The 22,991-nt window shown below is 63.4% G+C and carries 23 protein-coding genes; 5 read left to right on the top strand and 18 right to left on the bottom strand.

Going from position 1 to position 22,991, the window contains the following annotated elements; genetic code table 11:
• Window positions 1-26: 26 nt before the first annotated feature.
• The 3 genes from J3P84_RS25360 (at window position 27) to J3P84_RS25350 (ending at window position 3,660) form a co-directional block, all read left to right on the top strand.
• A complete protein-coding gene (locus J3P84_RS25360; protein WP_305497346.1) occupies window positions 27-1,445 on the top strand; it encodes an FAD-dependent oxidoreductase in 1,419 nt (472 codons plus the stop codon).
• A gap of 252 nt (window positions 1,446-1,697) precedes the next feature.
• The gene (gene hemE, locus J3P84_RS25355; RefSeq protein ID WP_434626454.1) at window positions 1,698-2,765 is read left to right on the top strand and encodes a uroporphyrinogen decarboxylase; all 1,068 of its coding nucleotides are present in this window, start codon (window positions 1,698-1,700) and stop codon (window positions 2,763-2,765) included.
• 280 nt (window positions 2,766-3,045) lie between these two features.
• Window positions 3,046-3,660, top strand: coding sequence for a cytochrome b (locus J3P84_RS25350; RefSeq protein ID WP_434626453.1), 615 nt, complete (start codon window positions 3,046-3,048; stop codon window positions 3,658-3,660).
• Window positions 3,661-3,686: 26 nt separating this feature from the next.
• Here the strand turns inward: J3P84_RS25350 and J3P84_RS25345 are convergent, their stop codons facing one another.
• Window positions 3,687-4,943 (bottom strand): MFS transporter, encoded by a 1,257-nt coding sequence (locus J3P84_RS25345; RefSeq protein WP_434631525.1) that lies wholly within the window; start codon window positions 4,941-4,943, stop codon window positions 3,687-3,689.
• Between the two features lie 141 nt (window positions 4,944-5,084).
• Here J3P84_RS25345 and J3P84_RS25340 point away from each other — a divergent pair, with 141 nt between their 5' ends.
• Both J3P84_RS25340 and J3P84_RS25335 read left to right on the top strand, forming a co-directional pair.
• On the top strand, window positions 5,085-5,978 hold the full coding sequence (locus J3P84_RS25340) for a LysR substrate-binding domain-containing protein (RefSeq protein WP_434626452.1): 894 nt from the start codon (window positions 5,085-5,087) through the stop codon (window positions 5,976-5,978).
• Between the two features lie 126 nt (window positions 5,979-6,104).
• Entirely contained in the window at window positions 6,105-6,548 is a 444-nt protein-coding gene (locus J3P84_RS25335; protein ID WP_434626450.1) for a DUF2846 domain-containing protein, read from the top strand.
• A 75-nt stretch (window positions 6,549-6,623) separates the two neighbouring features.
• Here J3P84_RS25335 and J3P84_RS25330 read toward each other — a convergent pair whose 3' ends face one another.
• The 17 genes from J3P84_RS25330 to J3P84_RS25250 form a co-directional block, all read right to left on the bottom strand.
• Window positions 6,624-7,850, bottom strand: coding sequence for a beta-ketoacyl-ACP synthase (locus J3P84_RS25330; protein ID WP_434626449.1), 1,227 nt, complete (start codon window positions 7,848-7,850; stop codon window positions 6,624-6,626).
• Window positions 7,850-8,578 carry a 3-oxoacyl-ACP reductase FabG gene (gene fabG, locus J3P84_RS25325; protein ID WP_434626447.1) on the bottom strand — a complete coding sequence of 243 codons (729 nt, stop codon included), beginning with the start codon at window positions 8,576-8,578 and terminating at the stop codon, window positions 7,850-7,852. Before fabG ends, J3P84_RS25330 begins: the two co-directional genes overlap by 1 nt.
• Entirely contained in the window at window positions 8,575-9,042 is a 468-nt protein-coding gene (locus J3P84_RS25320; protein WP_434626446.1) for a hotdog family protein, read from the bottom strand. Before J3P84_RS25320 ends, fabG begins: the two co-directional genes overlap by 4 nt.
• Entirely contained in the window at window positions 9,039-10,235 is a 1,197-nt protein-coding gene (locus J3P84_RS25315; RefSeq protein WP_434626445.1) for a beta-ketoacyl-[acyl-carrier-protein] synthase family protein, read from the bottom strand. Before J3P84_RS25315 ends, J3P84_RS25320 begins: the two co-directional genes overlap by 4 nt.
• Complete coding sequence (locus J3P84_RS25310; RefSeq protein WP_434626444.1) at window positions 10,232-10,714, bottom strand: DUF3261 domain-containing protein; 483 nt, start codon at window positions 10,712-10,714, stop codon at window positions 10,232-10,234. Before J3P84_RS25310 ends, J3P84_RS25315 begins: the two co-directional genes overlap by 4 nt.
• Entirely contained in the window at window positions 10,711-11,439 is a 729-nt protein-coding gene (locus tag J3P84_RS25305) for a class I SAM-dependent methyltransferase (protein WP_434626443.1), read from the bottom strand. Before J3P84_RS25305 ends, J3P84_RS25310 begins: the two co-directional genes overlap by 4 nt.
• Before the next feature lie 10 nt (window positions 11,440-11,449).
• Window positions 11,450-12,697: an NAD(P)/FAD-dependent oxidoreductase gene (locus tag J3P84_RS25300; RefSeq protein WP_434626441.1), complete on the bottom strand. Its 1,248-nt coding sequence runs from the start codon at window positions 12,695-12,697 to the stop codon at window positions 11,450-11,452.
• Window positions 12,684-13,841, bottom strand: a complete 1,158-nt coding sequence (locus J3P84_RS25295) for a sodium:proton antiporter (RefSeq protein WP_434626440.1) — start codon at window positions 13,839-13,841, stop codon at window positions 12,684-12,686. The genes J3P84_RS25300 and J3P84_RS25295 overlap by 14 nt, the downstream gene beginning before the upstream one ends.
• Window positions 13,838-16,177 (bottom strand): MMPL family transporter, encoded by a 2,340-nt coding sequence (locus J3P84_RS25290; protein ID WP_434626439.1) that lies wholly within the window; start codon window positions 16,175-16,177, stop codon window positions 13,838-13,840. Before J3P84_RS25290 ends, J3P84_RS25295 begins: the two co-directional genes overlap by 4 nt.
• Window positions 16,161-16,754 (bottom strand): outer membrane lipoprotein carrier protein LolA, encoded by a 594-nt coding sequence (locus tag J3P84_RS25285; RefSeq protein WP_434626438.1) that lies wholly within the window; start codon window positions 16,752-16,754, stop codon window positions 16,161-16,163. Before J3P84_RS25285 ends, J3P84_RS25290 begins: the two co-directional genes overlap by 17 nt.
• Window positions 16,751-17,176, bottom strand: coding sequence for an acyl-CoA thioesterase (locus tag J3P84_RS25280; RefSeq protein ID WP_434626437.1), 426 nt, complete (start codon window positions 17,174-17,176; stop codon window positions 16,751-16,753). The genes J3P84_RS25285 and J3P84_RS25280 overlap by 4 nt, the downstream gene beginning before the upstream one ends.
• Window positions 17,169-18,713 (bottom strand): HAL/PAL/TAL family ammonia-lyase, encoded by a 1,545-nt coding sequence (locus J3P84_RS25275; RefSeq protein WP_434626436.1) that lies wholly within the window; start codon window positions 18,711-18,713, stop codon window positions 17,169-17,171. The genes J3P84_RS25280 and J3P84_RS25275 overlap by 8 nt, the downstream gene beginning before the upstream one ends.
• Window positions 18,694-19,632 (bottom strand): glycosyl transferase, encoded by a 939-nt coding sequence (locus J3P84_RS25270; RefSeq protein ID WP_434626434.1) that lies wholly within the window; start codon window positions 19,630-19,632, stop codon window positions 18,694-18,696. The genes J3P84_RS25275 and J3P84_RS25270 overlap by 20 nt, the downstream gene beginning before the upstream one ends.
• Window positions 19,629-20,363, bottom strand: a complete 735-nt coding sequence (locus J3P84_RS25265) for a glycosyltransferase family 2 protein (protein ID WP_434626433.1) — start codon at window positions 20,361-20,363, stop codon at window positions 19,629-19,631. Before J3P84_RS25265 ends, J3P84_RS25270 begins: the two co-directional genes overlap by 4 nt.
• Before the next feature lie 143 nt (window positions 20,364-20,506).
• Complete coding sequence (locus J3P84_RS25260) at window positions 20,507-22,189, bottom strand: AMP-binding protein (RefSeq protein ID WP_434626432.1); 1,683 nt, start codon at window positions 22,187-22,189, stop codon at window positions 20,507-20,509.
• A complete protein-coding gene (locus J3P84_RS25255; protein WP_434626431.1) occupies window positions 22,186-22,731 on the bottom strand; it encodes a hypothetical protein in 546 nt (181 codons plus the stop codon). Before J3P84_RS25255 ends, J3P84_RS25260 begins: the two co-directional genes overlap by 4 nt.
• A complete protein-coding gene (locus J3P84_RS25250; protein WP_434626430.1) occupies window positions 22,728-22,982 on the bottom strand; it encodes an acyl carrier protein in 255 nt (84 codons plus the stop codon). The genes J3P84_RS25255 and J3P84_RS25250 overlap by 4 nt, the downstream gene beginning before the upstream one ends.
• Window positions 22,983-22,991 lie beyond the last annotated feature (9 nt).

Below are 22,991 nucleotides of genomic sequence, written 5' to 3'. Positions count from 1 at the left end.
CTGAAGAGTTTGATGAGGTTTTAACAATGGCTGAACGTCTGAATAACGACTTCCAGTTCATCGATGTCGGGCGCAAGGATCCGAAGAAGAAACTGTTGCGTCAACGCAAGAAAGAGTTCGTGGAAATCTACGAGCCCTTCAAACCCCAGCAGTCGGCCGACCAGGCTCACCGTTGCCTGGGCTGCGGTAACCCGTACTGCGAATGGAAGTGCCCGGTGCACAACTTCATTCCCAACTGGCTGAAGCTGGTGGCCGAGGGCAACATCCTCCAGGCCGCCGAACTGTCCCACCAGACCAACACCTTGCCGGAAGTCTGCGGCCGGGTGTGCCCGCAGGATCGCCTGTGCGAGGGTGCCTGCACCCTCAACGACGGTTTTGGCGCGGTGACCATCGGTTCGGTGGAGAAGTACATCACCGACACCGCATTCGCCATGGGCTGGCGCCCGGACATGTCCAAGGTCAAGCCGACCGGCAAGCGTGTCGCGATCATCGGCGCCGGTCCGGCGGGCCTGGGCTGTGCCGACGTATTGGTGCGCGGTGGCGTGACCCCGGTGGTGTTCGACAAGAACCCGGAAATCGGTGGCCTGCTGACCTTCGGCATTCCCGAGTTCAAGCTGGAAAAGAGCGTGTTGAGCAATCGTCGCGAAGTGTTCACCGGCATGGGTATCGAGTTCCGCCTGAACACCGAGGTGGGCAAGGACGTCACCATGGAGCAACTGCTTGAGGAATACGACGCGGTCTTCATGGGCATGGGCACCTACACCTACATGAAGGGCGGCTTTGCCGGCGAGGACCTGCCAGGCGTCTACGACGCGCTGGACTTCCTGATCGCCAACGTCAACCGCAACCTGGGCTTTGAAAAGTCGCCGGAAGATTTCGTCGACATGAAAGGCAAGAAAGTCGTGGTACTCGGTGGTGGCGACACGGCGATGGACTGCAACCGCACCTCGATTCGCCAGGGCGCCAAGTCGGTGACCTGCGCCTATCGTCGTGACGAAGCAAACATGCCGGGCTCGCGCAAAGAGGTGAAGAACGCCAAGGAAGAGGGCGTGAAATTCCTCTACAACCGCCAGCCGATTGCGATTGTCGGGGAAGACAAGGTCGAAGGCGTGAAGGTAGTCGAGACCCGTCTTGGCGAACCGGATGCCCGTGGCCGCCGCAGCCCCGAGCCGATCCCCGGTTCCGAAGAGATCATCCCGGCCGACGCCGTGGTCATCGCCTTCGGCTTTCGTCCAAGCCCGGCGCCGTGGTTCGAGCAGTTCAGCATCCAGACCGACAGCCAGGGCCGCGTCGTTGCCCCGGAACAAGGCCAGTACAAGCACCAGACCAGCAATCCGAAGATCTTCGCCGGTGGCGACATGGTCCGCGGTTCGGACCTGGTGGTGACGGCGATCTTCGAAGGCCGCAATGCGGCGGAAGGGATTCTGGATTACTTGCAGGTCTGATCACTTTCCATAGTTGAAATGCGATCAGAATGTGGGAGCGAGCTTGCTCGCGATAGCGGTGGATCAGTCGACGAACATGTTGAATGTGACGCCCTCATCGCGAGCAAGCTCGCTCCCACAGGTGTCTTGTGGTGTTGCGAAAATTGCCTGGCAGCGCGACAAATTGCCCCGATAGATAAAAGGCACGGCTCTTGCCGTGCCTTTTGCGTCGCGCTCTGAGAAAATGCCCGCACTTTTTTTCCGGATGCCGACATGACTGCCCTGAAGAACGACCGTTTCCTTCGCGCCCTGCTCAAGCAACCTGTAGACGTCACCCCGGTGTGGATGATGCGCCAGGCCGGTCGCTATCTGCCGGAGTACCGCGCCAGTCGCGCCAAGGCCGGCGACTTCATGAGCCTGTGCATGAACCCGCAGTTCGCCTGTGAGGTCACGATGCAGCCGCTGGACCGCTACCCGCAGCTGGACGCGGCGATCCTGTTCTCCGACATCCTCACCATCCCTGACGCCATGGGCCAGGGCTTGTACTTCGAGACTGGTGAAGGCCCGCGCTTCAGGAAAGTCGTCAGCAGCCTGGCCGACATCGAGGCGTTGCCGATTCCCGATCCGCAGAAAGACCTCGGCTATGTCATGGACGCCGTCAGCACCATTCGCCGCGAACTGAACGGCCGCGTCCCGTTGATCGGTTTCTCTGGCAGCCCGTGGACGCTTGCGACCTACATGGTCGAAGGCGGCTCGTCGAAAGACTTCCGCAAGACCAAGGCGATGCTCTACGACAATCCCCAGGCCATGCATTTGCTGCTGGACAAGCTGGCGCAGTCGGTCACGTCCTATCTCAACGGCCAGATCATGGCCGGTGCGCAAGCGGTGCAGATCTTCGACACCTGGGGCGGCAACCTGTCGGCGGCGGCGTACCAGGAGTTTTCCCTGGCCTACATGCGCAAGATCGTCAGCGGTCTGATTCGCGAACACGAAGGTCGCAAAGTCCCGGTGATCCTGTTCACCAAGAACGGCGGGTTGTGGCTGGAAAGCATCGCCGATGCCGGCGCGGACGCCCTGGGCCTGGACTGGACCTGTGACATCGGCAATGCCCGCGAGCGCGTCGGTAACAGAGTCGCGCTGCAAGGCAACATGGATCCGACCGTGCTGTATGCCAAGCCAGAAGCCATCCGTGCCGAAGTCGGGCGCATCCTCGCCAGTTATGGCAAGGGCAGCGGGCACGTGTTCAATCTCGGTCATGGGATCACCCCGGAAGTCGACCCGGAACACGCTGGGGCTTTCCTGCGGGCGGTGCATGAGTTGTCGGCGCAATATCACGGGTAATGTCGCGGCATCCTGAAACCTGTCCGGACTTGTGCCGGGCAGGTTTTTTTATGCCGGTTGTGTTTAATTCTTATTAAAATTTTTAAGATTTACGAATTTCTGTTTTTAACTAAAGAAGTTCAAACAAGGAAAATACCTCAACTAGTGCAGATTTTTCCTACAGAGAATACGTCAACGTCTCTGTAAGGTTTCGCCTCCCGTGATAGGACGCGTAGAACAATCTACGCGACTCCAAGAACGACTTGATTGTCGTTCTTCTTGACGAGTGGTCTGAAATTTTATGAAAACCAGAACATTAAAGGGAAGCACGATCCCTGGATTTGATTCTTCGTTGCCCTTGTTTCCCGAATGCCTGCAGAAAAGCCCTTCGAGCTATTCCAAGCCGCGGATACTGCTGCACTGGATATCGGCCTTCATTATTCTATGGACGCTGGCATCCGGTTTTTATGTGGCCTATGTTCCGGTGCCCGTTTCGATCAAACAGTGGGTTGGATCGCTTAATGTTTCACTGACAACGGTATTGATTCCGTTGTTTGCCTGGCGACTCTGGTTGTTTTTCTCCAACCTTGAAATCCGGGCTGCGGCATCGTCCATCAATAAAAGCCTGGCGCTGGCGGTACATGCAGTGATCTATTTGGTCACCAGTGTCGTGCTGGCCACCGGCGTGCTGATGATGACAACGCCGATCAGCCTGTTCGGGCTCATCCAGATCCCACAGCCGCTGGATGACGAGCGACTGAACGACTTGGCGTTGACCCTCCACATTCTGTCCTGCCTGGCGCTGGCGCTGCTCGTCGCATTGCATATTTGCGCAGTGGTCTGGCATGAGTCTTCTGGCCGCAGGGTGCTACGGCGGATGACATTCAAGAAATCTGTAGGCGTGCTCATTCAGTGAGCGCAGGTGGTATTGCGTCAGTGAAGCTAGCCCTGAACGTTGCCGGGGAGCGGCGGCAGCTTCGCCAGTTTCACGGCTACCAGCAATGCCACCAAGAGCAGTGCGCCGATGAACAACCCGGTTCCGTTCCATCCCCCCAGGTGCCACGCGACCCCGCCCGCCGTACCGGCAATGCTCGAGCCGGCGTAATAGCTGAACAAGTACAACGACGAAGCCTGGCCCTTGGCCTTCAGGGCGCGGCGGCCGATCCAGCTGCTGGCCACCGAGTGCGCGCCGAAGAAACCGAAGGTGAACACCAGCATGCCGATGATCACCAGCCAGAGCGGCGTAAACAGCGTCAACAGCAGGCCCGCCAGCATCAACGCGATGGTCGCCCAGAGCATTTTCCGCCGGCCGAGCTTGTCAGCCATTGCCCCGACCTTGGCCGAACTGTAGATGCCGGACAGGTACACGACCGACAGCAACCCGACAAATGCCTGGTCCATATGGTAAGGCGCGGCCAGCAGGCGGTAGCCGATGTAGTTGAACAGCGTGACGAACGCCCCCATCAGTACGAAGGCTTCAAGAAACAGCAGGGGTAGCCCGGCGTCGCGAAAGTGCAGGGTGAAACCGTCCAGCAGGCTGCGTGGATGCAACGAGCGTGGGCGGAAGTTGCGCGATTCGGGAAGGATCCGCCAGAACACCGCCGCCGCAACCAGGGCCAGGCCACCGATCACCAGCATCGCGGTATGCCAGCTGACAAAGTCGATCAATACGCCGGTGATCAGCCGCCCGCACATGCCGCCGATGGCGTTGCCGGCGATGTACAGCCCCATTGCCAGGCCGATGTGCCTGGGATGGATTTCTTCGCTCAGGTAGGTCATCGCCACCGCCGCCAATCCGCTTAACGACAACCCCACCAGGGCGCGCAAGACCAGCACGCCTTGCCAGGTGGGCATCATCGCACTGGCGATCGTGCACAGCGCCGCTGCGAACAGCGCGGCGACCATCACTGATTTGCGGCCGATGCGGTCGGAAATCGGACCGGTGACCAACAGGCCGACGGCAAGCAGGCCGGTCGCCACCGACAGGATCAAGCTGCTCTGGGCGGCGTTGATGGAAAACTCCGCCGACAGCAGCGGCATCATCGGTTGCACGCAGTACAACAGCGCGAAGGTTGCAAAACCGCCGCAGAACAAGGCCAACACCGTACGCATGAACAACGGCGTGCCTTTTTCGATATAGATGTCCTTGAGCTCGGCAGCGGCATCATCCTGAGGACGCGGCGGGATTTCATGGGCCAGTGGAGCGACAGCGGTTTTCACGATGGACCTCGGGGAGCACGGCCTGGCAGGCAATGAAAAAAGCATATAGCCGGCTAATGTTTCTATCCAATATATTGTTCGACCTGTTTAAGACGTTTTGCGACTTGCTGGGAAGTACACATGGAACTGCGTCACTTGCGTTACTTCATCGCGGTCGCCGAAGAGCTGCACTTCGGCCGCGCCGCCTTGGTGCTTGGGATCTCCCAGCCGCCACTGAGCCAACAGATCCAGGCGCTGGAGCAAGAGATTGGTGCACGCCTGTTCGAGCGCACCAACCGTCGCGTCGAACTGAGCGAGGCCGGACGGCTGTTTCTCGAAGAGGCGCGCCGGGTCCTGGCCCAGGTCGACAAGGCTGCCGACGTAGCCCGCCGCGCCCAGTTGGGGGAATTGGGCGAGCTGAAAATCGGCTTCACCTCCTCAGCCCCCTTCAATTCCACCATTCCCCAGGCGATTTTCACCTTTCGCCAGCGCTTTCCCGCAGTCCACCTGAACCTTCGGGAAATGAGCAGCACCCAAGTGGCCGATGCGTTGCTCGACGAGGCCATCGACGTGGGCATCATGCGTCCGCTGCCGCTTCCCGACGCCTTGAGCGAAATCGAACTCAGCCGCGAACCCTTGGTGGCTGTGCTCAGCTCCAAGCACCCGTTAGCCCAGGGCAGTGACGAAGGCCTGTTTCTCGCTTCGCTGGCCGAGGAACCGTTCGTGTTTTTCCCCCGCAGCTACGGCAGCGGTCTCTACGCCCAATTGTTGACGCTGGCCCGCGACGCCGGTTTCAGCCCGCACTTCGCCCAGGAAGCGGGCGAAGCCATGACCATCATCGGCCTGGTGGCGGCGGGGCTGGGCGTCTCGGTCTTGCCGGCGTCATACCAGCGCATGCGTATCGACGGCGTGGTCTACCGGTCATTGCTCGACCCGGCGGCGGTCTCGGCGGTGTGGCTGGTCCAGCGCAAGGACCAGCGTTCGCCGATGGCGAAGGCGTTTGTGGCGCTGTTGACAAGCAATCCCTTGAGTTGACTTCTGCGCGCGGAACCGCGGTGGCGCAGAGGCTATGATTTATCTCCGGAACGCGCTTTTCGCTTGAGTTTTCCTGCAGGTCAGCCGATACGCTCATGTTCGACCAACCCACCATGGAGAAACAGGATGTTCAAGCAGTTGACCTTTACCGCCTTGCTGGCAGTTGCCACGCTGACCACAGGGTGTGCTTCGGTAAAAATGGCGGATGATTCCCAAGACGCGCGGGCGAAAACCTTTCAGACTTCCCCTGACAAAGCGAACATCTACGTTTATCGCAACGAGAGCATGGGCGCCGGGGTAAAAATGCCCGTAACGCTCAACGGCAAGGCTGTCGGGCAGACTGTTGCCAAGTCGTACTTGATGCTGTCGGTGCCGGCTGGTCAACAGACCCTGGTTTCGTCTGCGGAAAATGACTCAGAGCTCAAGCTCAGCACCGAACCAGGCAAGAATTATTTCGTCTGGCAGGAAGTGAAAGTGGGTTTCATCAAGGCTCGTAACAACCTGCAGGTTGTTGATGACAAAACCGGTCGCGCCGGGGTGTCTGAAAGCAAGCTGATCCAAGCCGAGTAGCCCGACTGTCTTTGAGCCGGACTGTTTAGAGGGCACCCAAGGGTGCCCTTTTTCTTTCCAGTCCCTGCGACTGCTTCAACGCCAGCGCCGAAAAATCAGCGAGGTGTTGACCCCGCCGAAGGCGAAGTTGTTGTTCATCACGTACTCGTTGCTCATGCTGCGAAACTCGTTGCGCAGGTAATCGAGACGGCCGCATTCGGGGTCGACTTCGTCGAGGTTGAAGGTGTGCACGTAGCGGTCACGGTTCAGCATTTCGATGCTGAACCAGGATTCCAGGGCACCGCAGGCGCCCAGGGTGTGGCCGAGGAAGCTTTTCTGCGAACTGATGGGCATGTGTTCGCCAAACAGGCTGCTGGTGGCCAGGGTTTCGGCAATGTCGCCCTGCTCGGTGGCGGTGCCGTGGCCGTTGACGTAGCCAATGGCGGACGGCTCCAGGCCAGCGTCTTCCAGGGCCAGTTCCATGGCGCGGCGCATGGTGCTCAATTCGGGGCGGGTGGCGTGTTGGCCGTCGGCATTGCTGCCGAAGCCGACGATCTCGGCGTGGATCCGCGCGCCACGGGCCAGCGCGTGTTCAAGTTCTTCGAGGACCAGCATGCCGGCGCCCTCGCCGATCACCAGGCCATCGCGGCCCTTGTCGTAGGGTCGCGGGCTGGTTTGTGGGGCATCGTTTTTCAGGCTGGTGGCGTAGAGCGCATCGAAGACCATTGCTTCGGTCGGGCACAGTTCCTCGGCGCCGCCGGCGAGCATCAACGGCAGGCGGCCGAACTTGATCGCCTCGTAGGCATAGCCGATGCCATGGCTGCCGCTGGTGCAGGCGCTGGAAGTGGGAATCAGGCGCCCGGTCAGCCCGAAGAAGATGCTGATATTGGCCGCCGTGGTGTGCGGCATCATCCGCACGTAGGAGTTGGCGTTCAAACCTTCGGCGACGCTGTTGAGCAGCATGTTGCCGAAGGCCTTGATCTCATCGGTGCTTCCCGTGGAGGAGCCGCACGACACACCCATGCGTCCATCCTTGATCGACGGGTCGTCCAACAGTCCGGCGTCGGCCAGGGCTTGTTCCGCCGAGCCCACCGCCAGGCGGGAAACCCGGCCCATGCTGCGCAGTTGCTTGCGGGTCCAGTGGGCCGGGACCTGAAAGTCGTCCACGGGCCCGGCCAGGCGGGTGTTCAATTCGCTGAAGCGGTCCCACTCGTGCATGCGCCGGATGCCGCTGCGGTTGGCGGCGAAGTGGGCCGCGATAGTCTCCCAATCGCTGCCCAGGGAGGTGATGCCGGCCATGCCGGTGACGACGACGCGCTTCATCAGCACAGGCCTCCATTGACGGCCAGGACTTGCCGGGTGATGTAGCCGGCTTCGGCGGACATCAGGAAATTCACCGCGCTGGCCACTTCTTCAGGCGTACCCATGCGCTGGGCGGGAATCATTTTCATCAGTTCTTCCACGGGGACGTTTTCATCGAGCATGGCGGTGTCGATCAACCCCGGCGCGACGCAGTTGACGGTGATCTTGCGCTTGCCCAGCTCGATTGCCAACGCCTTGGCCGCGCCGATCAGGCCCGCCTTCGAGGCGCTGTAGTTGACCTGGCCACGGTTGCCGATCAGGCCGGACACCGACGTGATGCAAACGATTCGTCCGGCGGCGCGACGGCGAATCATCGGCATCATCACCGGGTGGAGCACGTTGTAGAAACCGTCGAGGTTGGTGCGCATCACACTGTCCCAATCGTCCTCGCTCAGGGCGGGGAACGCGCCGTCGCGGGTCAGGCCGGCGTTGAGCACCACGCCGTAATAGGCGCCGTGGGTTTCCACGTCGGCCTCAAGGATGGTCTTGCAGGCGGCGCGGTCGGAGACGTCGAATTGCAGCACCCGGGCATTGCGGCCCAAGGCCTGGATTTGCGCCTGGACGGCTTCGGCCTCGGCGCGACCGCTGCGGCAGTGCAAGACGATGTCGTGGCCGGCCTGGGCCAGGCGCAGGGCGATGGCGCGGCCGATGCCACGGCTGGAGCCGGTGACCAGTACGGATTCAGTCATGGCTGGTTTCCTGTTGCGGACGGTTCATTGAGGTACTGCGCGGCGTGGGGCGGGCGGAACACGTTCAACCGTGCGCTGGCATGGATGCCCGGCGCGCGGATGTGGCATTCGAACACACCCATGCCGTTGTCGTCTTCCAGCGATCGGATGCCGTGCAAGGTCAGCTCGGTGCCGAGGGGGAAATATTCGACGTTGCATTCGAACTTGCGGGTTCCGAGCAAAAAGCCCAGCTCCACGGCATCGCCGCGTTGGCGTGCGTGGCAACCGGCAAACGCCGCGACGCTCTGGGCCATCAGCTCGATGCCGACCCAGGCCGGCAGCGCGCCGTCGTCGCGGTTGAACAGACCGCCGGGCCTGACGGTGGCGAGGGTGTGGATCTGCTCGTCATCAAAGGACAGGATCCGGTCGATGAGAATCATGTCGCCGGCGTGGGGCAGCAGTTCGGCGAGCGGCCAGTCATTCATTGCGCGTCTCCGATAATCAGGCTGACGTTGTTGCCGCCGAAAGCAAACGAGTTGCTCATCAGGCGACGGGGCAGGTTCGGGTGCAAGCGGGTGTCGGACGTTACCCAGTCCAATGCCGGCAACTCGGGGTCGGCCTGGCCGTCCCAGACGTGCGGCGGCAGGGCCTGTGCGGTATTTTCACCGGACAGGGCCAACCAGCAGAATGCAGCCTCCAATGCACCCGCCGCGCCGAGGGTGTGGCCGGTCAGCGGCTTGGTCGACGAGCAGGGCACGCCGGCCGGGAACAGGCCGGCCACCGCGTGGCTTTCCATGGCGTCGTTATGTTGCGTGGCGGTGCCATGCAGGTTCAGGTAGTCGATCTGGCTGGCGTCCAGGCCGGCGCAGCGCAAGGCTTTTTCCATCGCCTGGCGGGCACCCCGGCCGCTGGGTTCCGGCGCAGAGATGTGGTGCGCGTCGGAACTGGCGCCGTCGCCGAGCAGGGCAATCGAGTGCCCAGCCGACGGGGTCCTGCTCATGAGAAACAGCACCGCCGCTTCGCCGATGTTGATGCCGCTGCGGTTCACCGAGAACGGGTTGCAGCGCTCGCCCGAGACCGCTTCCAGCGCTGAAAAGCCATTGAGGGTCAGCTTGCACAAGCTGTCCACGCCACCGCAAAGCACCGCGTCGCACATCCCCAGGTCGAGCAGGCGGCGAGCGCTCATCAGGGCCCGAGCGCTGGAGGTGCAAGCGGTCGAAATCACGTAGGACGGGCCGCTCAGGCCAAGCCAGTCGGAGAGAAAGTTGGCGGGCGCGCTGAGTTCCTGCTGCTGGTAGTCGTAACCTTCGGGGAATCGCTGCTCGCGCAGATAGTGGGCAATGCCCTGGCTGGCCTCGTCGATGCCCGAAGTGCTGGTCCCCAGCACGATGCCGATGCGCGCACGACCGTAAGCCTGGATGGCCTGATCGATCTCGGGACGAATCTGCAACCCTGCTTCGAGCAGCAGCTGATTGTTGCGGCTGCGTTGCGCCGCCATGGATTCAGGGATAGCGGCGAGCTCTCCGGTTACGCAAGCCACCGGCAATGCCCGTTCGGCTACCCAGCCGGCTTCGACGCGCACGCCTGAGCAGTCGCCGGCAAACAGGTTGCGGGCAACGTTTTGTTTGCCTCGACCCAGGGCGCAAATCACGCCCAAGGCGTTCAAATAAGCGGTCATCGTGCGCTCTCGCTCAACGGTGTAATGCGGTAATGCGGCCCCTGCGGCAGGCTCAATTGAAAGTCCAGCGGTTGTGTGTAGCGCACCTGCCAGCGGGTATCGAGCGTTCGTCGAGCGTCCTGCTGCCGGGCGGCCGGGTAACGGCCAGCCAGTTCCGCCTCGGGGGTCAGCGCAAACAGCAGGGCGGCGAACAATTCCCGGGCTTCGGCATTGGGCGGCAGCAGGCCGTCGGCTTGCCATTGACTGCCGACCAGGCGCTGGCGAGCGACGGGAATGCCCAGCGGATCCATCATCGACCAGCGGATGCCGGCGCTTTCGCGCTGAATCACCAGCAGCCAATCCTGGCGCTGGCCGTCCAGTTGCCGTTCGACGTGCAATTGCAGCGGCAGCGCCAGGGTCGGCATGCGCTCAGGCAGTGGTGCCTGGCTGGCGCAGGCGCTGAGCAGCAAGAGTAAACCTGCAAGCAGACCACGGATCATCCGGCGACCCCTTCGAGCGGCTTGCGGGCCACCACATTGACCAGGGTTTCCTCGCGCTCGCCAAACGGCCTGGGCCGGCGCAGGCCCCAGCGTTCCAGCAGGCCGAAGTCCCTGGCGCGGCTCCACCACAGGTACGGATAGGAGACGTTGCAGTCTTCGAAGCGGAACCCTTGATTAGCGATCATCGCCAGGTATTGCGCGGCGCTTTTCTGCACCTGCATCGGGTGGCGGAACAGCCAGCGGATCACCCAGGTGTCGATGTAGGCCTTGGTGGATTCGGCAAACAGCAGGTAGCCGCCGGGCTTGAGCACGCGATAGAACTCGGCGAGGGCTTTTTCCTGTTCCACCAGGTGATGGAAGGTCTGGTGGCAGAACAGCAAATCGACGCTGGCATCGGGCACCGCCAATGTCGCGCAGTCGCTGCCGATCAGCTCCACGGCCATGCCCTGGCGAGCCGCTTCCTCGGCGCTGAGGTTCAGGCTATGAGGGTCGGCGTCGACGCCAATCAGGCGTTGCGGCGCGAACACCTGGCGCAGATACCGGAACGATTTGCCCTGGCCGCAACCGGCATCCAGCAGCACCGGATTGGCCGGCGGCGAGGAGCTGAACAGGCTGCGCAGATCGTCGATGGCCACGCGCAGCACATGGTGCTGCCAGGTGTGGCTGCGCAGGAACCAGAAACCGAAGCGGGTTTCTTCGACGTAGTTGTCGCTCAGGTAGCTCATGGTCGCTTGCTCATGGCGTCGGGCTCGCGCAGATTTCCGAAAGCATGCGCAAGCGCCGCTTGGGTTCGCTGACGAACGGGTTGCGCTGGTCCCAGGCATAGCCGGCGAGGATCGCGCTGATCATCCGGCGAATGTCGGCGGAGCCTTCGCTGTAGAAAATCACATCCTGGAAAGTACCGGCGTACCAGCCCTCGACGTAGCAGCGGAAGGTATCGACGCCGCGCTTGAGCGGTTCGGCGAACTCGCTCTGCCAATCCACCTGTTCACCTTGCAGCTGACGGTGCAGCACGCCGGCGGCCATGCTTGCCGAGCGCATGGCGATGGTCACGCCGGAAGAAAACACCGGGTCGAGGAATTCCGCGGCGTTGCCCAGCAGGGCGAAGCCAGGGCCGTGCAGGGTCTTGACGTTGGCCGAGTAGCCGCCGATGGTCCGTGCCGGCGTGTCCCACACGGCATTGCCCAGTACGCTGGCCAGGCTTGGGGTTTCGTTGATGAAGCCGCGCAGGCAGGCATCGAGGTCGTCGGTGCGGCCTTCGAAATGCTCCGCCGCAGCGACCACGCCGACCGAGCAACGACCGCCGCTGAACGGAATGGTCCAGAACCACACGTCACGCTGGGTCGGATGCGTGGTGATGAGGATTTTTTCCCGATCGAATGCCGGGCTGTCGATGCGGTCTTCGATGTGGGTGAACACCGCCTGGCGCGGCGGGAAGTTCGACGGCGCCTCAAGGTCCAGCAGGCGCGGCAGGACCCGGCCGTAGCCGCTGGCGTCAAGGACGAAGTCTGCCTCGACGCGGTACTCGCTGCCGTCTTCGCGCTGCACGCCCAGTTGCGGTTTGACCAGGCTGAAATCGGCGCTGGCGATGGCCTGGCCGTAGCGGATTTCAACGCCTTGCAGCGCCGCCTGATCGGCCAGCAACTTGTCGAAGTCGGCGCGCTGGACCTGGAATGTGGTGGGCTTGCCTTCGCTGAAGGTGTCGCCGAAATCGAAGGCGCTGTAGCGCTCGCCCCAGGCGAATGCCGCGCCATTCTTGCGCTGGAACCCGGCGGCGTTGACCGCCTCGAGCATGCCGGCTTCCTCGACGAAATCCAGGCAATGGGACAGCAGGCTTTCGCCAATGGAGAACCGTGGGAAATGCTGGCGCTCGATGACCAGCACATCGTGGCCCTTGCGCTTGAGCAGTGCGGCGGCGATGGCGCCGGAAGGGCCTGCGCCGATGATGACGACCTGTCGACGTTCCATTTCAACTGTTGGCACTGGGTCTCCTCGCCGGGACGGCAATCGAGGGAATACGGTGAAAGCCGGCCAGGGCCGGCAGCAATGTGGCGAACAACCCCATCAGCATCAGCGCGAAGTACAGCGCCGGGCTGATGAGTTGCTGTTGCAGCAGCAGATTGAGAAAGACGATTTCACTCAAGCCGCGAATATTCAGCAGGATGCTTTCCCGAAAGCGGCTGGCACCGACGAACGAGGCTCCGGCCCAACCCAGCCCCAGCCAGTTGCCCAGCAGTTTGCTGGCAATCGGCAACAGCAGCAACGCCGCCAGCTGGACCCAGCCGAGGCTGGCCAGGGCGCTGTGCACATTGATCTGCACAATGCCGAACGTCAGGATCAAGGGGATGGCCAGGTAGGTCTGCAACCTGTGCATCCACTCCGCGCCGAGCGGCAATACCAGCGGCACTTTGAGCGCCGCCATGCACAGCAGATAGCCGATACCGGTGATCAGCGCGTTGAGCCGGTAATGCTCGGCCACCACCAGCAGGACAAAGAACAGGCCACTGTGCAGCAAGGGTTGGCGCAGGCCCGCCAGTCGCAGCAGCAACGGCACGCCGGCGGCGGCCAGCGGCAGCAGCAGGCTGGCCAGGTGCAGGCTGCCCTGGGCGAGGGCGAACAGGCTCCAGCAGATCAGGTCGATCAGGATCGCGGTCTGCACCAGGCGGCGGGTCGCGTCGGGCGGGTAGCCGATGTGGCGCAGATACAGATACAGCACGGGTATCGCCGTGATCGCGAACAGCAGCCCCACCGCCAGCGAGCTGATCCACGGTTGCGGCGGCAGCAGCCAGAACGCGGTCGCCAGGCCGCAGGCAAACGGCACGCCAAAGCTCGGCAGGGCGATCTTCACGCTCTGGCGGTCGAGGCGCAGGTCGATCACATCGCTGAGGATATGCCCCAACAAGAGGGCGAACGCCAGGCTGTAGAGGTTCTTCAACCACACCGGCGAGACCAGTTGCGCACCGCTGAGGTGCCAGCCCGGTTCGATCCAGAAATACATCAGCAAGGGCAGGCCGAACGTCGCCAGCAGCAACTGGCTGACAATCGGGATCAGCCCGCAGCGCCGCCCGACAATCGTCGCCACGGCACACAGCGCCAGGGCCATCAACCAGAACAGCAGGGTCATCATTGCACCGGCTCCGTAGCGGCATTCGCATGGGCCTGCTGCCCGGCCCACGGCGCCAGCAAGAAGCTGAACGCCAGCCCCAGGCTCACCGCGAGACCGAAGTTGCTCACGGCCGGCGTGCTGGACAATGCCAGCAGGCCGAACGACAGCCAGGTGGTGGTCGCCGCCAGCAGCGTGCCCAGCAGGCTCACGGCGGCCCCGCCGATCTGTTCACGCATGAGGATGGCGTAGTCGACCCCGATGGCCGTCACCAGCAACAGGCCGAACAGACTGAACAGCGTCAACGGCTGCCCCAGCCAACCGAGGCTCGCCAGGCTGCACAGCGCGGCCAGGAGCGGCAGGGCGACGACGCGTAGGGCCCCGCCGACGCCGAACGGCCAGATCAGCACCAGCACGATCAGCACGCAGGACGCCAGCTTGAGTTCGGCGGCGCTGACCTGCGTGGCGGCGAAGACGCGGTTGAGGTCGCCGAGGCGATCCACTAATTGCACGCCGGGCAGATCCACCGCCTGCACGCGAAGCAACGCGGCATCGTTCAAGCCTTGCAGGCTGACCACCGCCGCCACGCCTTGGCCTGTCGGGCCGAGCCAGAGCATGCGGTAGGGTTCGGCCAGCGGCCCGCTCAGTGCGGCATCGATGTCGGCGGTTGGCAAGGCCTGCAACTGCTTCAACTCCGCTTGCAGCGCGGCGAGCGGCACGCCCAGGTCCAGCAGCGGTTGCCAGAACGCCGGCAACCGCGCCAGGGCCGCGCGGAGTTTTTCCTGTTCGGCGGGTGGGCTCACCAGTTGATTGAGGGACAGGTAGCCCTGGAGTTTTTCCAGGCCGATCAACTGGTCGAGCCGCTCGTTGAGGGCGGTCTGGCGTTCGAGCAACTGCGCTTGATCATCGGCACGGATCAGGAAGAACTGGCTGGTCGGCTGGAAACCGGTGATGCGCGCGACATCGCGGGCTTCGTCGGTCAGGTGCTGGGGCGTGCCGATCCACTGGCGGATGTCGTTCTTGCTGGTCAGTTGCCAGAGTCCGCCACCACAGAAGGCCAGCAACAAGGCCAGCAGAATCGGCGTGCGCACCCGCGCCAGCAGCATTTCGCGGCACCTGAGCAGGTTATGGCAGAGGCGTAGCGGCCATTGCGCTGGGCGCAGGTCGGCGTGCTTGAGCAGGGCCGGCAACAGGCAGACCGCCGACAGATAGGCACCGACCAGGCCGGCGGCAGAGAAGATAGCAATCTGGGTCAGGGCCGGGAAGGGCGTCCAGGCCAGCGCCAGATAGCCGATGCAAGTGGTTGCCAGGCTCAGGCTCAGGCCCGGCAGGGTCAGGCGCAGGGCCGGCCAGCTGCGCCACGGCTTGAGGCTCCAGCTTTTGGACAGGTAGTGCAGCGGGTAATCCACCGCCACGCCGATCAGGCTCGAACCCAGGACCAGGGTCATCACATGCATGCGCCCGAACAGCGCCACGCACGCCACCGCGCCGAACAATATGCCGACCAGCACCGGCACGAACGCCAGCCACACGGCAAAGCGTCGGAACGCCAGCAACAGCAGTACCAGGATGCCGACCGTCGCGCCGCCGCCGACCCAGGTGATCTCGCGCGAAGCCTGTCGCTGGCCACTGGCGGCATACAACAGGCCGCTGGCCGCCAACAATTGGCCCTGGGCCTGGCTGGCTTGATCACGGCTGCGTTGCAGCAGATCGGCGACTTGCAGCGGCAGGTGCATGTCAAAGGCGTTACCCTGGGTACGCGCCCGCAGCATTACCCAATGCTTGCCGTCGGCTTCGGCGACCAGCGCGCCGCTGCCCACGTCCAGTTGTATGGCGCCGCGTTGTGGCTGGCTGTTCTGGATGCGCCCGGTCAGGCCGAGCCAGTCGTCCTGGCTGGGCACCAGGCTGAAGCCGCTGAACGGGTCGAACAGGGCCTGTACCCGCTGCTGGATAAACGCCTGGGGCTGCTCGATCAACTGTTGCCGGTCGACGGCCGAGAGCATCGCCAAGCGGCCATCCAGCAACTGCGAACGAAGCGCCGGCAAGTCGGCCTGGAGCGTCCATTGGACCTTGTCGAACAGCCCGCTGGCCTGCCATTGCTCGCCGAGGGCTTGCGCCAGGGCGATGGCCTGCTGGCGATCGGCGTGGCCGACCAGCACCAGAACCTCGCGATTGAGCGGTTCCTGCATGCGCTGTTCAGCGACAAGTTCCAAGGCGTCCGGGGACGTGCCCGGAACCAGTTCCATGAGATTGGCCGACAGCGGCGCACCGTTGCGCCATTGCCAACCGGCGAGTGCGAGCACCGCCAGCAGCAGGACCAGGAACAGCCGCGGCAGCCTGCGTTCACTCGGCAAAGTCATGTTGCTCCGCTTCGCTCAACGGTTGCGCGCCGGTAGCGTCCTGCATCCGCAGTACGGTGCTGTCACCCTGGGTTTCCAGCAGTTCGATGCGCTGGACCAGTTCGCCGCCGTCGATATTGATCTGCTTGAAGACTTGTTTGAGCAATACCGAGCGTGGAGTCAGGGTGAGTTTCCACTGTTGTGGCTGGCCCGACAGGCTCAGCTCGAAATCCCGCTGCAAGCCGCTGCTGTCGCCCTGCAATACCGCCAGGAACAGGCGGTTCTGCTCGGCGCCGGCGCTCTTGTTCGGCAGCATCTGCCAGGCGTTGCCATCGCGCCGGGCGATACCTTTGGCCGTGATGCGGTAGTCCTGTTGCAGCGGCGTTTGCAGCAGCCACAGCAGGCCGTGGTTTTTCGCCAGCACGAAACGGCCCTTGCTGATCAGCGGCTGGGGCAGGGCGCGCAGATGTTTTTCCTGGATGAACTGGCCGTGGATCACCTCCGGGCGGGCCAGTTGCTCGCTCAATTGCTGCAGGTCGAACGCCTGGGCCAGCGGCGCCAAGCCACACAGCAGCAGCCAGATGAACAGGCGTTTCATGACAGTTTCCTCTCGACGGCTTCGACAAATACCCGAGGCGAGGCCAGCAGCATTTCACGGCTGGCCATGTCCACGGCCACCTGCACCGAACTCGCCCGGGTCAGGCGTTCGCCGGTGGCGGCGTCGCTGATCAGGTAATTGATCTTCAGCCGGTTTTCCCACTCCACCAGGCTGGCGCGCACGGTCAGGGCCTGGCCGAACACGGCGCTGCGCACATAGCGTAACTGCAAGTCAATGATCGGCCAGGCATGGCCGGATTCGAGCATGTCGTTGTAGTTGTGGCCGATCAGGTCGAGCAAGGCGCAGCGGGCCACTTCGAGATATTTGACGTAGTGGCCGTGCCAGACCACGTTCATGGAGTCGACGTCGAAAAACGGCACCACGATCCGGGTGTCAACGTGCAGAGCGCCCTGGCTACGCATGCAGCCTCCAGTGTTGCTCGGCGATGCGTTGCAGGCACAGGCGCAATTCGCCTTCCAGGGCGCGATCTTCGATCACCGGCGGGAAGTCTTCGGACAGTTGCCGGTGCATGGCGGCCAGCGCTGGCGGCAATGGTCGCGCGTCGTCGACACGGCTGCGCAGCCACACGCCTTGGTTGGCCGCCAGCAAGGTCGCGGCGGCCACCTGTTCGGTCAGCTCCAGCACACGGATCGCGTCCCGGGCGGCGATGGTGCCCATGCTGACCTTGTCCTGGTTGTGGCATTCGGTGGAGCGCGAGAACACGCTGGCAGGCATGGTGTTCTTCAAGGCTTCGGCGGTCCAGGCGCTGGTGCCGATCTGCACGGCCTTGAAGCCATGGTTGAGCATCGCCCGCTCGGCGCTGGCGCCGGACAGGTTGCTCGGCAGGCCATGGTTGTAGCGCTCGTCCACCAACAGTGCGAGCTGGCGGTCGAGCAGGTCGGCGACGTTGGCCACCAGGTTTTTCAGACTGTCCATGGCAAAGGCGATGTGCCCGCCGTAGAAATGCCCGCCATGCAGCACACGCTCGGCTTCGGCGTCGATGATCGGGTTGTCGTTGGCGCTGTTGAGCTCGGTTTCGATGAACGAACGCAGCCAGCCCAGGCTGTCCGCCAACACCCCTAGTACGTGAGGGGCGCAGCGCAGGGAGTAGCGATCCTGCAGGCGATGCAGCGGCGCGGTCGGCGCGTCGATGGCCAGGTCCTTGCGCAGCCACGCGGCGACCTGCATCTGGCCCGGGTGTGGCTTGGCGGCGAACAGGCGCTCGTCGAAGTGCTCCGGGTTGCCTTGCAGGGCGACGACATTCAGCGCGGTGATCCGGGTCGCCAGTTGCAACAGGTAATCGGCGCGGGCGAAGGCCAGGCAGGCCAGGCCGGTCATCACTGCGGTGCCGTTCATCAGCGCCAGGGCTTCCTTGGGTCGCAGCACCAGCGGCGTCCAGCCCAGTTCGCGGTGCACGTCGGCGGCCAGCCGGCGCTCGCCACGGAACATGACCTCCCGTTCACCAGACAGCGTGGCGGCGACGTAGGACAGCGGCGTCAGGTCGCCACTGGCGCCCACCGAGCCTTCTTCCGGAATCAACGGCAGGATGTCGTGTTCGAGGAAGGCCTGGAGCCGTTCCAGCAGCTCCACTCGCACGCCTGACACGCCGTGGCACAGCGACTGCAACCGCGCGGCCAGCACGGCGCGGGTAGCCTGGGCATCGAGGAGCTTGCCCAGCCCGCAGCCGTGGAAGGTGTACAAGTGCCGCGGCAAGGCTTCGACATGGTGCAATGGCACGGCCACCACGCAAGAGTCGCCGTAGCCGGTGGTCACGCCATAGATGACGCCTTCCTTGTCCAGCAATGAGTCGAGGAATTGCGCACCCTTGGCAATGCGCTGGCGGAACGCCGGGTCCGCCTGCAATTGCGTCGGCGCCTGACGGTTGGCCAGGGCCAGCACGTCTTCGATGCGCAAGGCGTGTTCGCCGAAAGTTACCGGCTCAGGAATGGGCTTGGTCATCGGTCTTCCAGAAAGGGTAAAAGTTGAACCACTGTTGTGGCGCCTGGAGGCAATACTGCGCCAGGCGGCCGGCGTACAGGCCGGCCCAATGGGCGATCACCTGTTCGCGCTCGTTGCGTTTCCAAACCACGGCATCGGCGAATGGTTCGAGGGTGACGCGATAACGTCCCTCGTGCTTGAGGCACATCAGCAGGTTGACCGGGCATTTCAATAGGCCGGCCAGCAGCCAGGGCCCTTGCGGGAAGGCGGCCGGGTGCCCCATGAAATCCACCGTCACGCTGCGCCCGCCATGCAGCGGCACGCGGTCGCCGGCGATCGCCAACCATTCGCCGCGCTCCAGGCGTTCGCTCAGTTGCAGCATGATCAGCGGGTCCAGCTCGCTGACCTGAATCAACCGCAGGTGCGTGGCGCCGGCCTCGCCGAGCAAACGATTGAACTGCTCGGCGTGCTTGGTGTGCACCAGCACGTTCATGGTGACTTTCTCGCCCAGTTCGGCCAGGGCCCGGCACATTTCCAGATTGCCCAGGTGCGCGCCCACCAGCATTTGCCCGCGGCTGTCGCGCAGGTGATTGCGCAGCAGCGCCGGGTCGACGATTTCGATCTGGTCGATGCTCAGCTTGCCGTTCCAGACGTCGAGTTTATCCAGCAGCGAATCGGCAAAAGCCATGAACTGTCCGAACACTCGCCGATGCGTTGGGCGCAACTCGGGCTGACGGCTCCAGTCGGCGAGCCGTTGCTGGTACTGCCACGCCGCTTGCCGGGCGCTGCGGCCGAAAACGAAGAAATACAGGACGATGCCGTACAGCACCGGCGTGAGAAGCCTTCGGCCAAGAACCTTCGCAGCCAACGCGGTGAGTTTCATCAGCCAGAAACTGCCGCGCTCCTGGCGGTCCGCCCAGTGCTGTTTGTCTGTGCTCATGCTCGCCACCGCCGCCAGAGAATCGCCGGCAAGCGCACCAGCATGCCGAAGAACAACCGAGTGTGCATGCGTGAAATCAGCACGTTGTCGTGGAACAGGCGAAAATGCGAAACCCCGTCCAAAGGGTAATGCACGCGGGTGCGCAACCAGTGCATCGGCTGGTTGCGCCAGGACAGGCGCACCAGGATGTCCGAATCGAAGTCCATGCGCTTGCCGATGTTCGCCGAGTCGATCAGTGCCAGGGTGGGGGCCAGCGGATAGACCCGGAAGCCGCACATCGAATCGCGGATCTGCAGCGACAGGCTGTTGATCCAGACCATCACGTGAGTCAGGTAGCGCGCGTACAGACGGCCCTTCGGCACGCTGGCGTCGTACAGCGGATAGCCGCAGATCAGCGCGTCCGGGTGGGCGCGGGATTTCTCGATGAAGGTGCGCACGTCACCAAGGTCGTGTTGCCCATCGGCGTCGACCTGCAAGGCGTGGCTGAAGCCCAGGCGCGAAGCCTCCCGCAGGCCGGTCATCACCGCGCCGCCTTTACCCTGGTTCACTGCCAGCCGGACCAGGTGAACCCGCTCATGCCCGGCCAGTTGCTCCAGCACAGCCGCGCAGGCCGGGCTGCTGGCGTCGTCCACCAGCAGGCAGGGCAAACCGTTGCCAAGCAACGTCTGGACCACCGTCGCGATGGCGGTTTCGTGGTTGTAGACCGGGATGACGGCGCAGGGGTTATGCATGCGGTATGTCTCGGCGGCTGAGGAGCCTTTTGTGGCGAGGGAGCTTGCTCCCGCTGGGCTGCGAAGCAGCCCCTGATTTTTCAAGAGCGAGCGCTTCGCACTCGAGCGGGAGCAAGCTCCCTCGCCACAGGACAGCGGTGCGGTTAGTCATCGGCCACCCCCAGAACAATCCGCCCACTGGAGCACGCCGCGGTGTCATTGCGATAGGTAAAATACAACTTGCCGCGCTCGCGATCGAAGCGCAGGTGTAGCTGGATTTCATCGCCGGGGCGCACCAATTGTTGGAATTTCAGCACTTCCATGCCGACGAACCGCGGCGGCAACTCCATCAGTTGGCGGCCCAGGTTCAAGGCCCAGTCCACCTGCACCACGCCGGGCAGGACCGGCGCGGTGGGGAAGTGACCGCTGAAGTACGCCAAGTCTGGCGGCACGGCCAGACGCAGGTTCCATTCGCCGTCGGTCTCGCCTTGGTCGAGCACTTCAGGCGCCTTCGGACGTGGCGCCATCAGCAAAGCTTCGACCTCGGCCTGGGCCAGTTTGCCCTGGCCGTTGAACGGCAGTTGCCGCAGCCAGCGCCAGCGTCGCGGCAGGGCCAGGGTTTCGCAATGTCCGCTCAGGTGCTGGCGCAGGGCCTCGGTCATGGCTCGTCGGCCCAGGTTGCGCAAGGCATGCAGGCCGGTTTCGCTGAGCACCAGCAGTGCGCCGAGAGAAGCACGATTTTCCTGGACCACCCCCAGCCGTGCTTCGCTGACCCAGTCGTGGGCCGTCAGCGCCTGCTCCAGCATTGGCAACGAGATACGTTTTTCTTCAAGCTTGACGATGCGATCCAGGCGGCCGAGCAATTCGAAGCGCCCGTCCTCGGTGATACGCGCCGCGTCGGCGCTGTGCTCGACATGGCCGCTTGGGAGATAAGGCGAAGCAATCAGCAGGGCGCCGTCACTGTCCTGGCCCAGTTCGACGCCGGCAAAGGGTTGCCAGAGGTCGCCGCCCTGACGCCAGGCGATACCGCCGGTTTCCGAGCTGCCGAACACTTCCGTTGGCCATTGTCCCAGGCGTTGCTGAAGGCTGCGGGCTGCTTCGGCCGGCAGTGCGCCGCCGGAGGAGAACACCCGACGTACGCTGCTCAAGGCCGGCCAATCGAGATTGTCGCCCATGCGCTTGAGCAGCGCCGGGCTGGCGACCCAGGCAAATGCCGGATGCTCGCGACTGGCGCGCTGAAGGTCTTCCGGGAAAGCCAACTGCCGGCGCACAAAGGTGCGTCCGGCGCATAACGGCCACAGCACCCGGAACAGCAGACCGTAGATATGCTGGGTGGCGACGCTGCCGATCATGCAGGCCTGCGGACCGAGGTCGGCGCCCCACAATTGCTCCAGCGCCTGGACTTCATTGCTCAGCTGGCGCAGGGTTTTCTCGATGCGCTTGGGCTCGCCACTGGAGCCGGAGGTGCACAGGGTCAACCAGCACTGATCGAGGTCCAGTTCGGCAGCCTCCAGCGGCGCCTGGCGGATCTCGTCGGGCCGGGCGTCTACGGGCAGGTCGGTCAGCCACAAGTCGACGTCGGCCGACCAGCGCTGGCGGGTTTGCGCTTGCAGGTCGGCGGGCAGCAGCACCTGCGCCCCGGCGCGCCAGGCGCCGAGCAGGGCCACCGCGAGGTCGGCGGCATCTTCGAAATGCACGGCCACGCGCCGGATGTCCCGGGCTTGCAGGCTAGCGGCCAGGCAGAGCGCGTCGTCGCGCAGTTGCGAGTGGTTTAATGCCGGGGCGACTGCAACAACACGGTCCGGCTGGGCCTTGAGCAGCATCTGCTCAAGTGTTATCCAATTCATGGGCGGCCTCTTACCCGTTGTCGTATGAGCCATTCAATGGCAAACATCAGGCCCATCAGTCCGTAGGAAATCAGGCCGGTGTACAACATCCACCAGCTCAGCGGCGCCCAAAGCGTCAGGACCGCAGCGAGCACACCGTTACACAGGAAAAACACACTCCAGGCCACTGTCACCTGGCGGGTATAGATCACCGCCCTGGCCGGCAATTGCGGTTCCCGCAGGCGGGCCAGGCGTTCAACCATCGGCGGGCCATATTTCAGGCTCAGGGTGAACAGCCCGAGCATGAACGCGCTGATCAGCACCGGATACCAGCGCAGCAGGAGCGGGCTGTCGAACACCGCGAGCAATACACAAAAGGCAATCGCCGAGGCCGCCATCCAGCGACTGCCGGGGTTGCCTTTGCCGAGTAACGCCCGGGCCAGCCACAGGCCACCCAATAACAGCCCGAACTGCCATGGAGCAAAGTGCTCCATGCCGAAATACACCGCGAAGGGGTACAGCAGGCCCGCCAGCAGCAGGCCGAGGCCAATCAGCCGGCTCATGCGGCCGGTTGGACCAGTCGATAGACCGCCTCGACCACGTCGTTGACGGTGCGCACCGACTTGAATTCTTCGGCGGCAATCTTCTTGCCGGTCTGGCGCTTGATGTGGTCGATCAGGTCGACCGCATCGATGCTATCGATTTCCAGATCCTGGTAGAGGTTGGCTTCCAGCGTCACGTGATCGGGGTCCAGCTCGAAGAGCTCGACCAGTGCAGCACGCAGAATGTTGAAAATGTCGTCGCGAGTTTGCATGGTCCGGTC

Source organism: Pseudomonas sp. Z1-29 (assembly GCF_051131995.1).
GTDB lineage: Bacteria > Pseudomonadota > Gammaproteobacteria > Pseudomonadales > Pseudomonadaceae > Aquipseudomonas.
Note: the sequence above shows the minus strand (reverse complement) of the source record. Positions and strands in the feature narration are given on the sequence as shown.

Excerpts from the sequence above, each read along its gene's own strand:
- J3P84_RS25360 (WP_305497346.1), top strand. The coding sequence starts at position 27 with ATGGCTGAACGTCTGAATAACGACTTCCAGTTCATCGATGTCGGGCGC.
- hemE (WP_434626454.1), top strand. The coding sequence starts at position 1,698 with ATGACTGCCCTGAAGAACGACCGTTTCCTTCGCGCCCTGCTCAAGCAA.
- J3P84_RS25350 (WP_434626453.1), top strand. The coding sequence starts at position 3,046 with ATGAAAACCAGAACATTAAAGGGAAGCACGATCCCTGGATTTGATTCT.
- J3P84_RS25340 (WP_434626452.1), top strand. The coding sequence starts at position 5,085 with ATGGAACTGCGTCACTTGCGTTACTTCATCGCGGTCGCCGAAGAGCTG.
- J3P84_RS25335 (WP_434626450.1), top strand. The coding sequence starts at position 6,105 with ATGTTCAAGCAGTTGACCTTTACCGCCTTGCTGGCAGTTGCCACGCTG.
- J3P84_RS25330 (WP_434626449.1), bottom strand. The coding sequence starts at position 7,850 with ATGAAGCGCGTCGTCGTCACCGGCATGGCCGGCATCACCTCCCTGGGC.
- fabG (WP_434626447.1), bottom strand. The coding sequence starts at position 8,578 with ATGACTGAATCCGTACTGGTCACCGGCTCCAGCCGTGGCATCGGCCGC.
- J3P84_RS25320 (WP_434626446.1), bottom strand. The coding sequence starts at position 9,042 with ATGAATGACTGGCCGCTCGCCGAACTGCTGCCCCACGCCGGCGACATG.
- J3P84_RS25315 (WP_434626445.1), bottom strand. The coding sequence starts at position 10,235 with ATGACCGCTTATTTGAACGCCTTGGGCGTGATTTGCGCCCTGGGTCGA.
- J3P84_RS25310 (WP_434626444.1), bottom strand. The coding sequence starts at position 10,714 with ATGATCCGTGGTCTGCTTGCAGGTTTACTCTTGCTGCTCAGCGCCTGC.
- J3P84_RS25305 (WP_434626443.1), bottom strand. The coding sequence starts at position 11,439 with ATGAGCTACCTGAGCGACAACTACGTCGAAGAAACCCGCTTCGGTTTC.
- J3P84_RS25295 (WP_434626440.1), bottom strand. The coding sequence starts at position 13,841 with ATGATGACCCTGCTGTTCTGGTTGATGGCCCTGGCGCTGTGTGCCGTG.
- J3P84_RS25290 (WP_434626439.1), bottom strand. The coding sequence starts at position 16,177 with ATGACTTTGCCGAGTGAACGCAGGCTGCCGCGGCTGTTCCTGGTCCTG.
- J3P84_RS25285 (WP_434626438.1), bottom strand. The coding sequence starts at position 16,754 with ATGAAACGCCTGTTCATCTGGCTGCTGCTGTGTGGCTTGGCGCCGCTG.
- J3P84_RS25280 (WP_434626437.1), bottom strand. The coding sequence starts at position 17,176 with ATGCGTAGCCAGGGCGCTCTGCACGTTGACACCCGGATCGTGGTGCCG.
- J3P84_RS25275 (WP_434626436.1), bottom strand. The coding sequence starts at position 18,713 with ATGACCAAGCCCATTCCTGAGCCGGTAACTTTCGGCGAACACGCCTTG.
- J3P84_RS25270 (WP_434626434.1), bottom strand. The coding sequence starts at position 19,632 with ATGAGCACAGACAAACAGCACTGGGCGGACCGCCAGGAGCGCGGCAGT.
- J3P84_RS25265 (WP_434626433.1), bottom strand. The coding sequence starts at position 20,363 with ATGCATAACCCCTGCGCCGTCATCCCGGTCTACAACCACGAAACCGCC.
- J3P84_RS25260 (WP_434626432.1), bottom strand. The coding sequence starts at position 22,189 with ATGAATTGGATAACACTTGAGCAGATGCTGCTCAAGGCCCAGCCGGAC.
- J3P84_RS25255 (WP_434626431.1), bottom strand. The coding sequence starts at position 22,731 with ATGAGCCGGCTGATTGGCCTCGGCCTGCTGCTGGCGGGCCTGCTGTAC.
- J3P84_RS25250 (WP_434626430.1), bottom strand. The coding sequence starts at position 22,982 with ATGCAAACTCGCGACGACATTTTCAACATTCTGCGTGCTGCACTGGTC.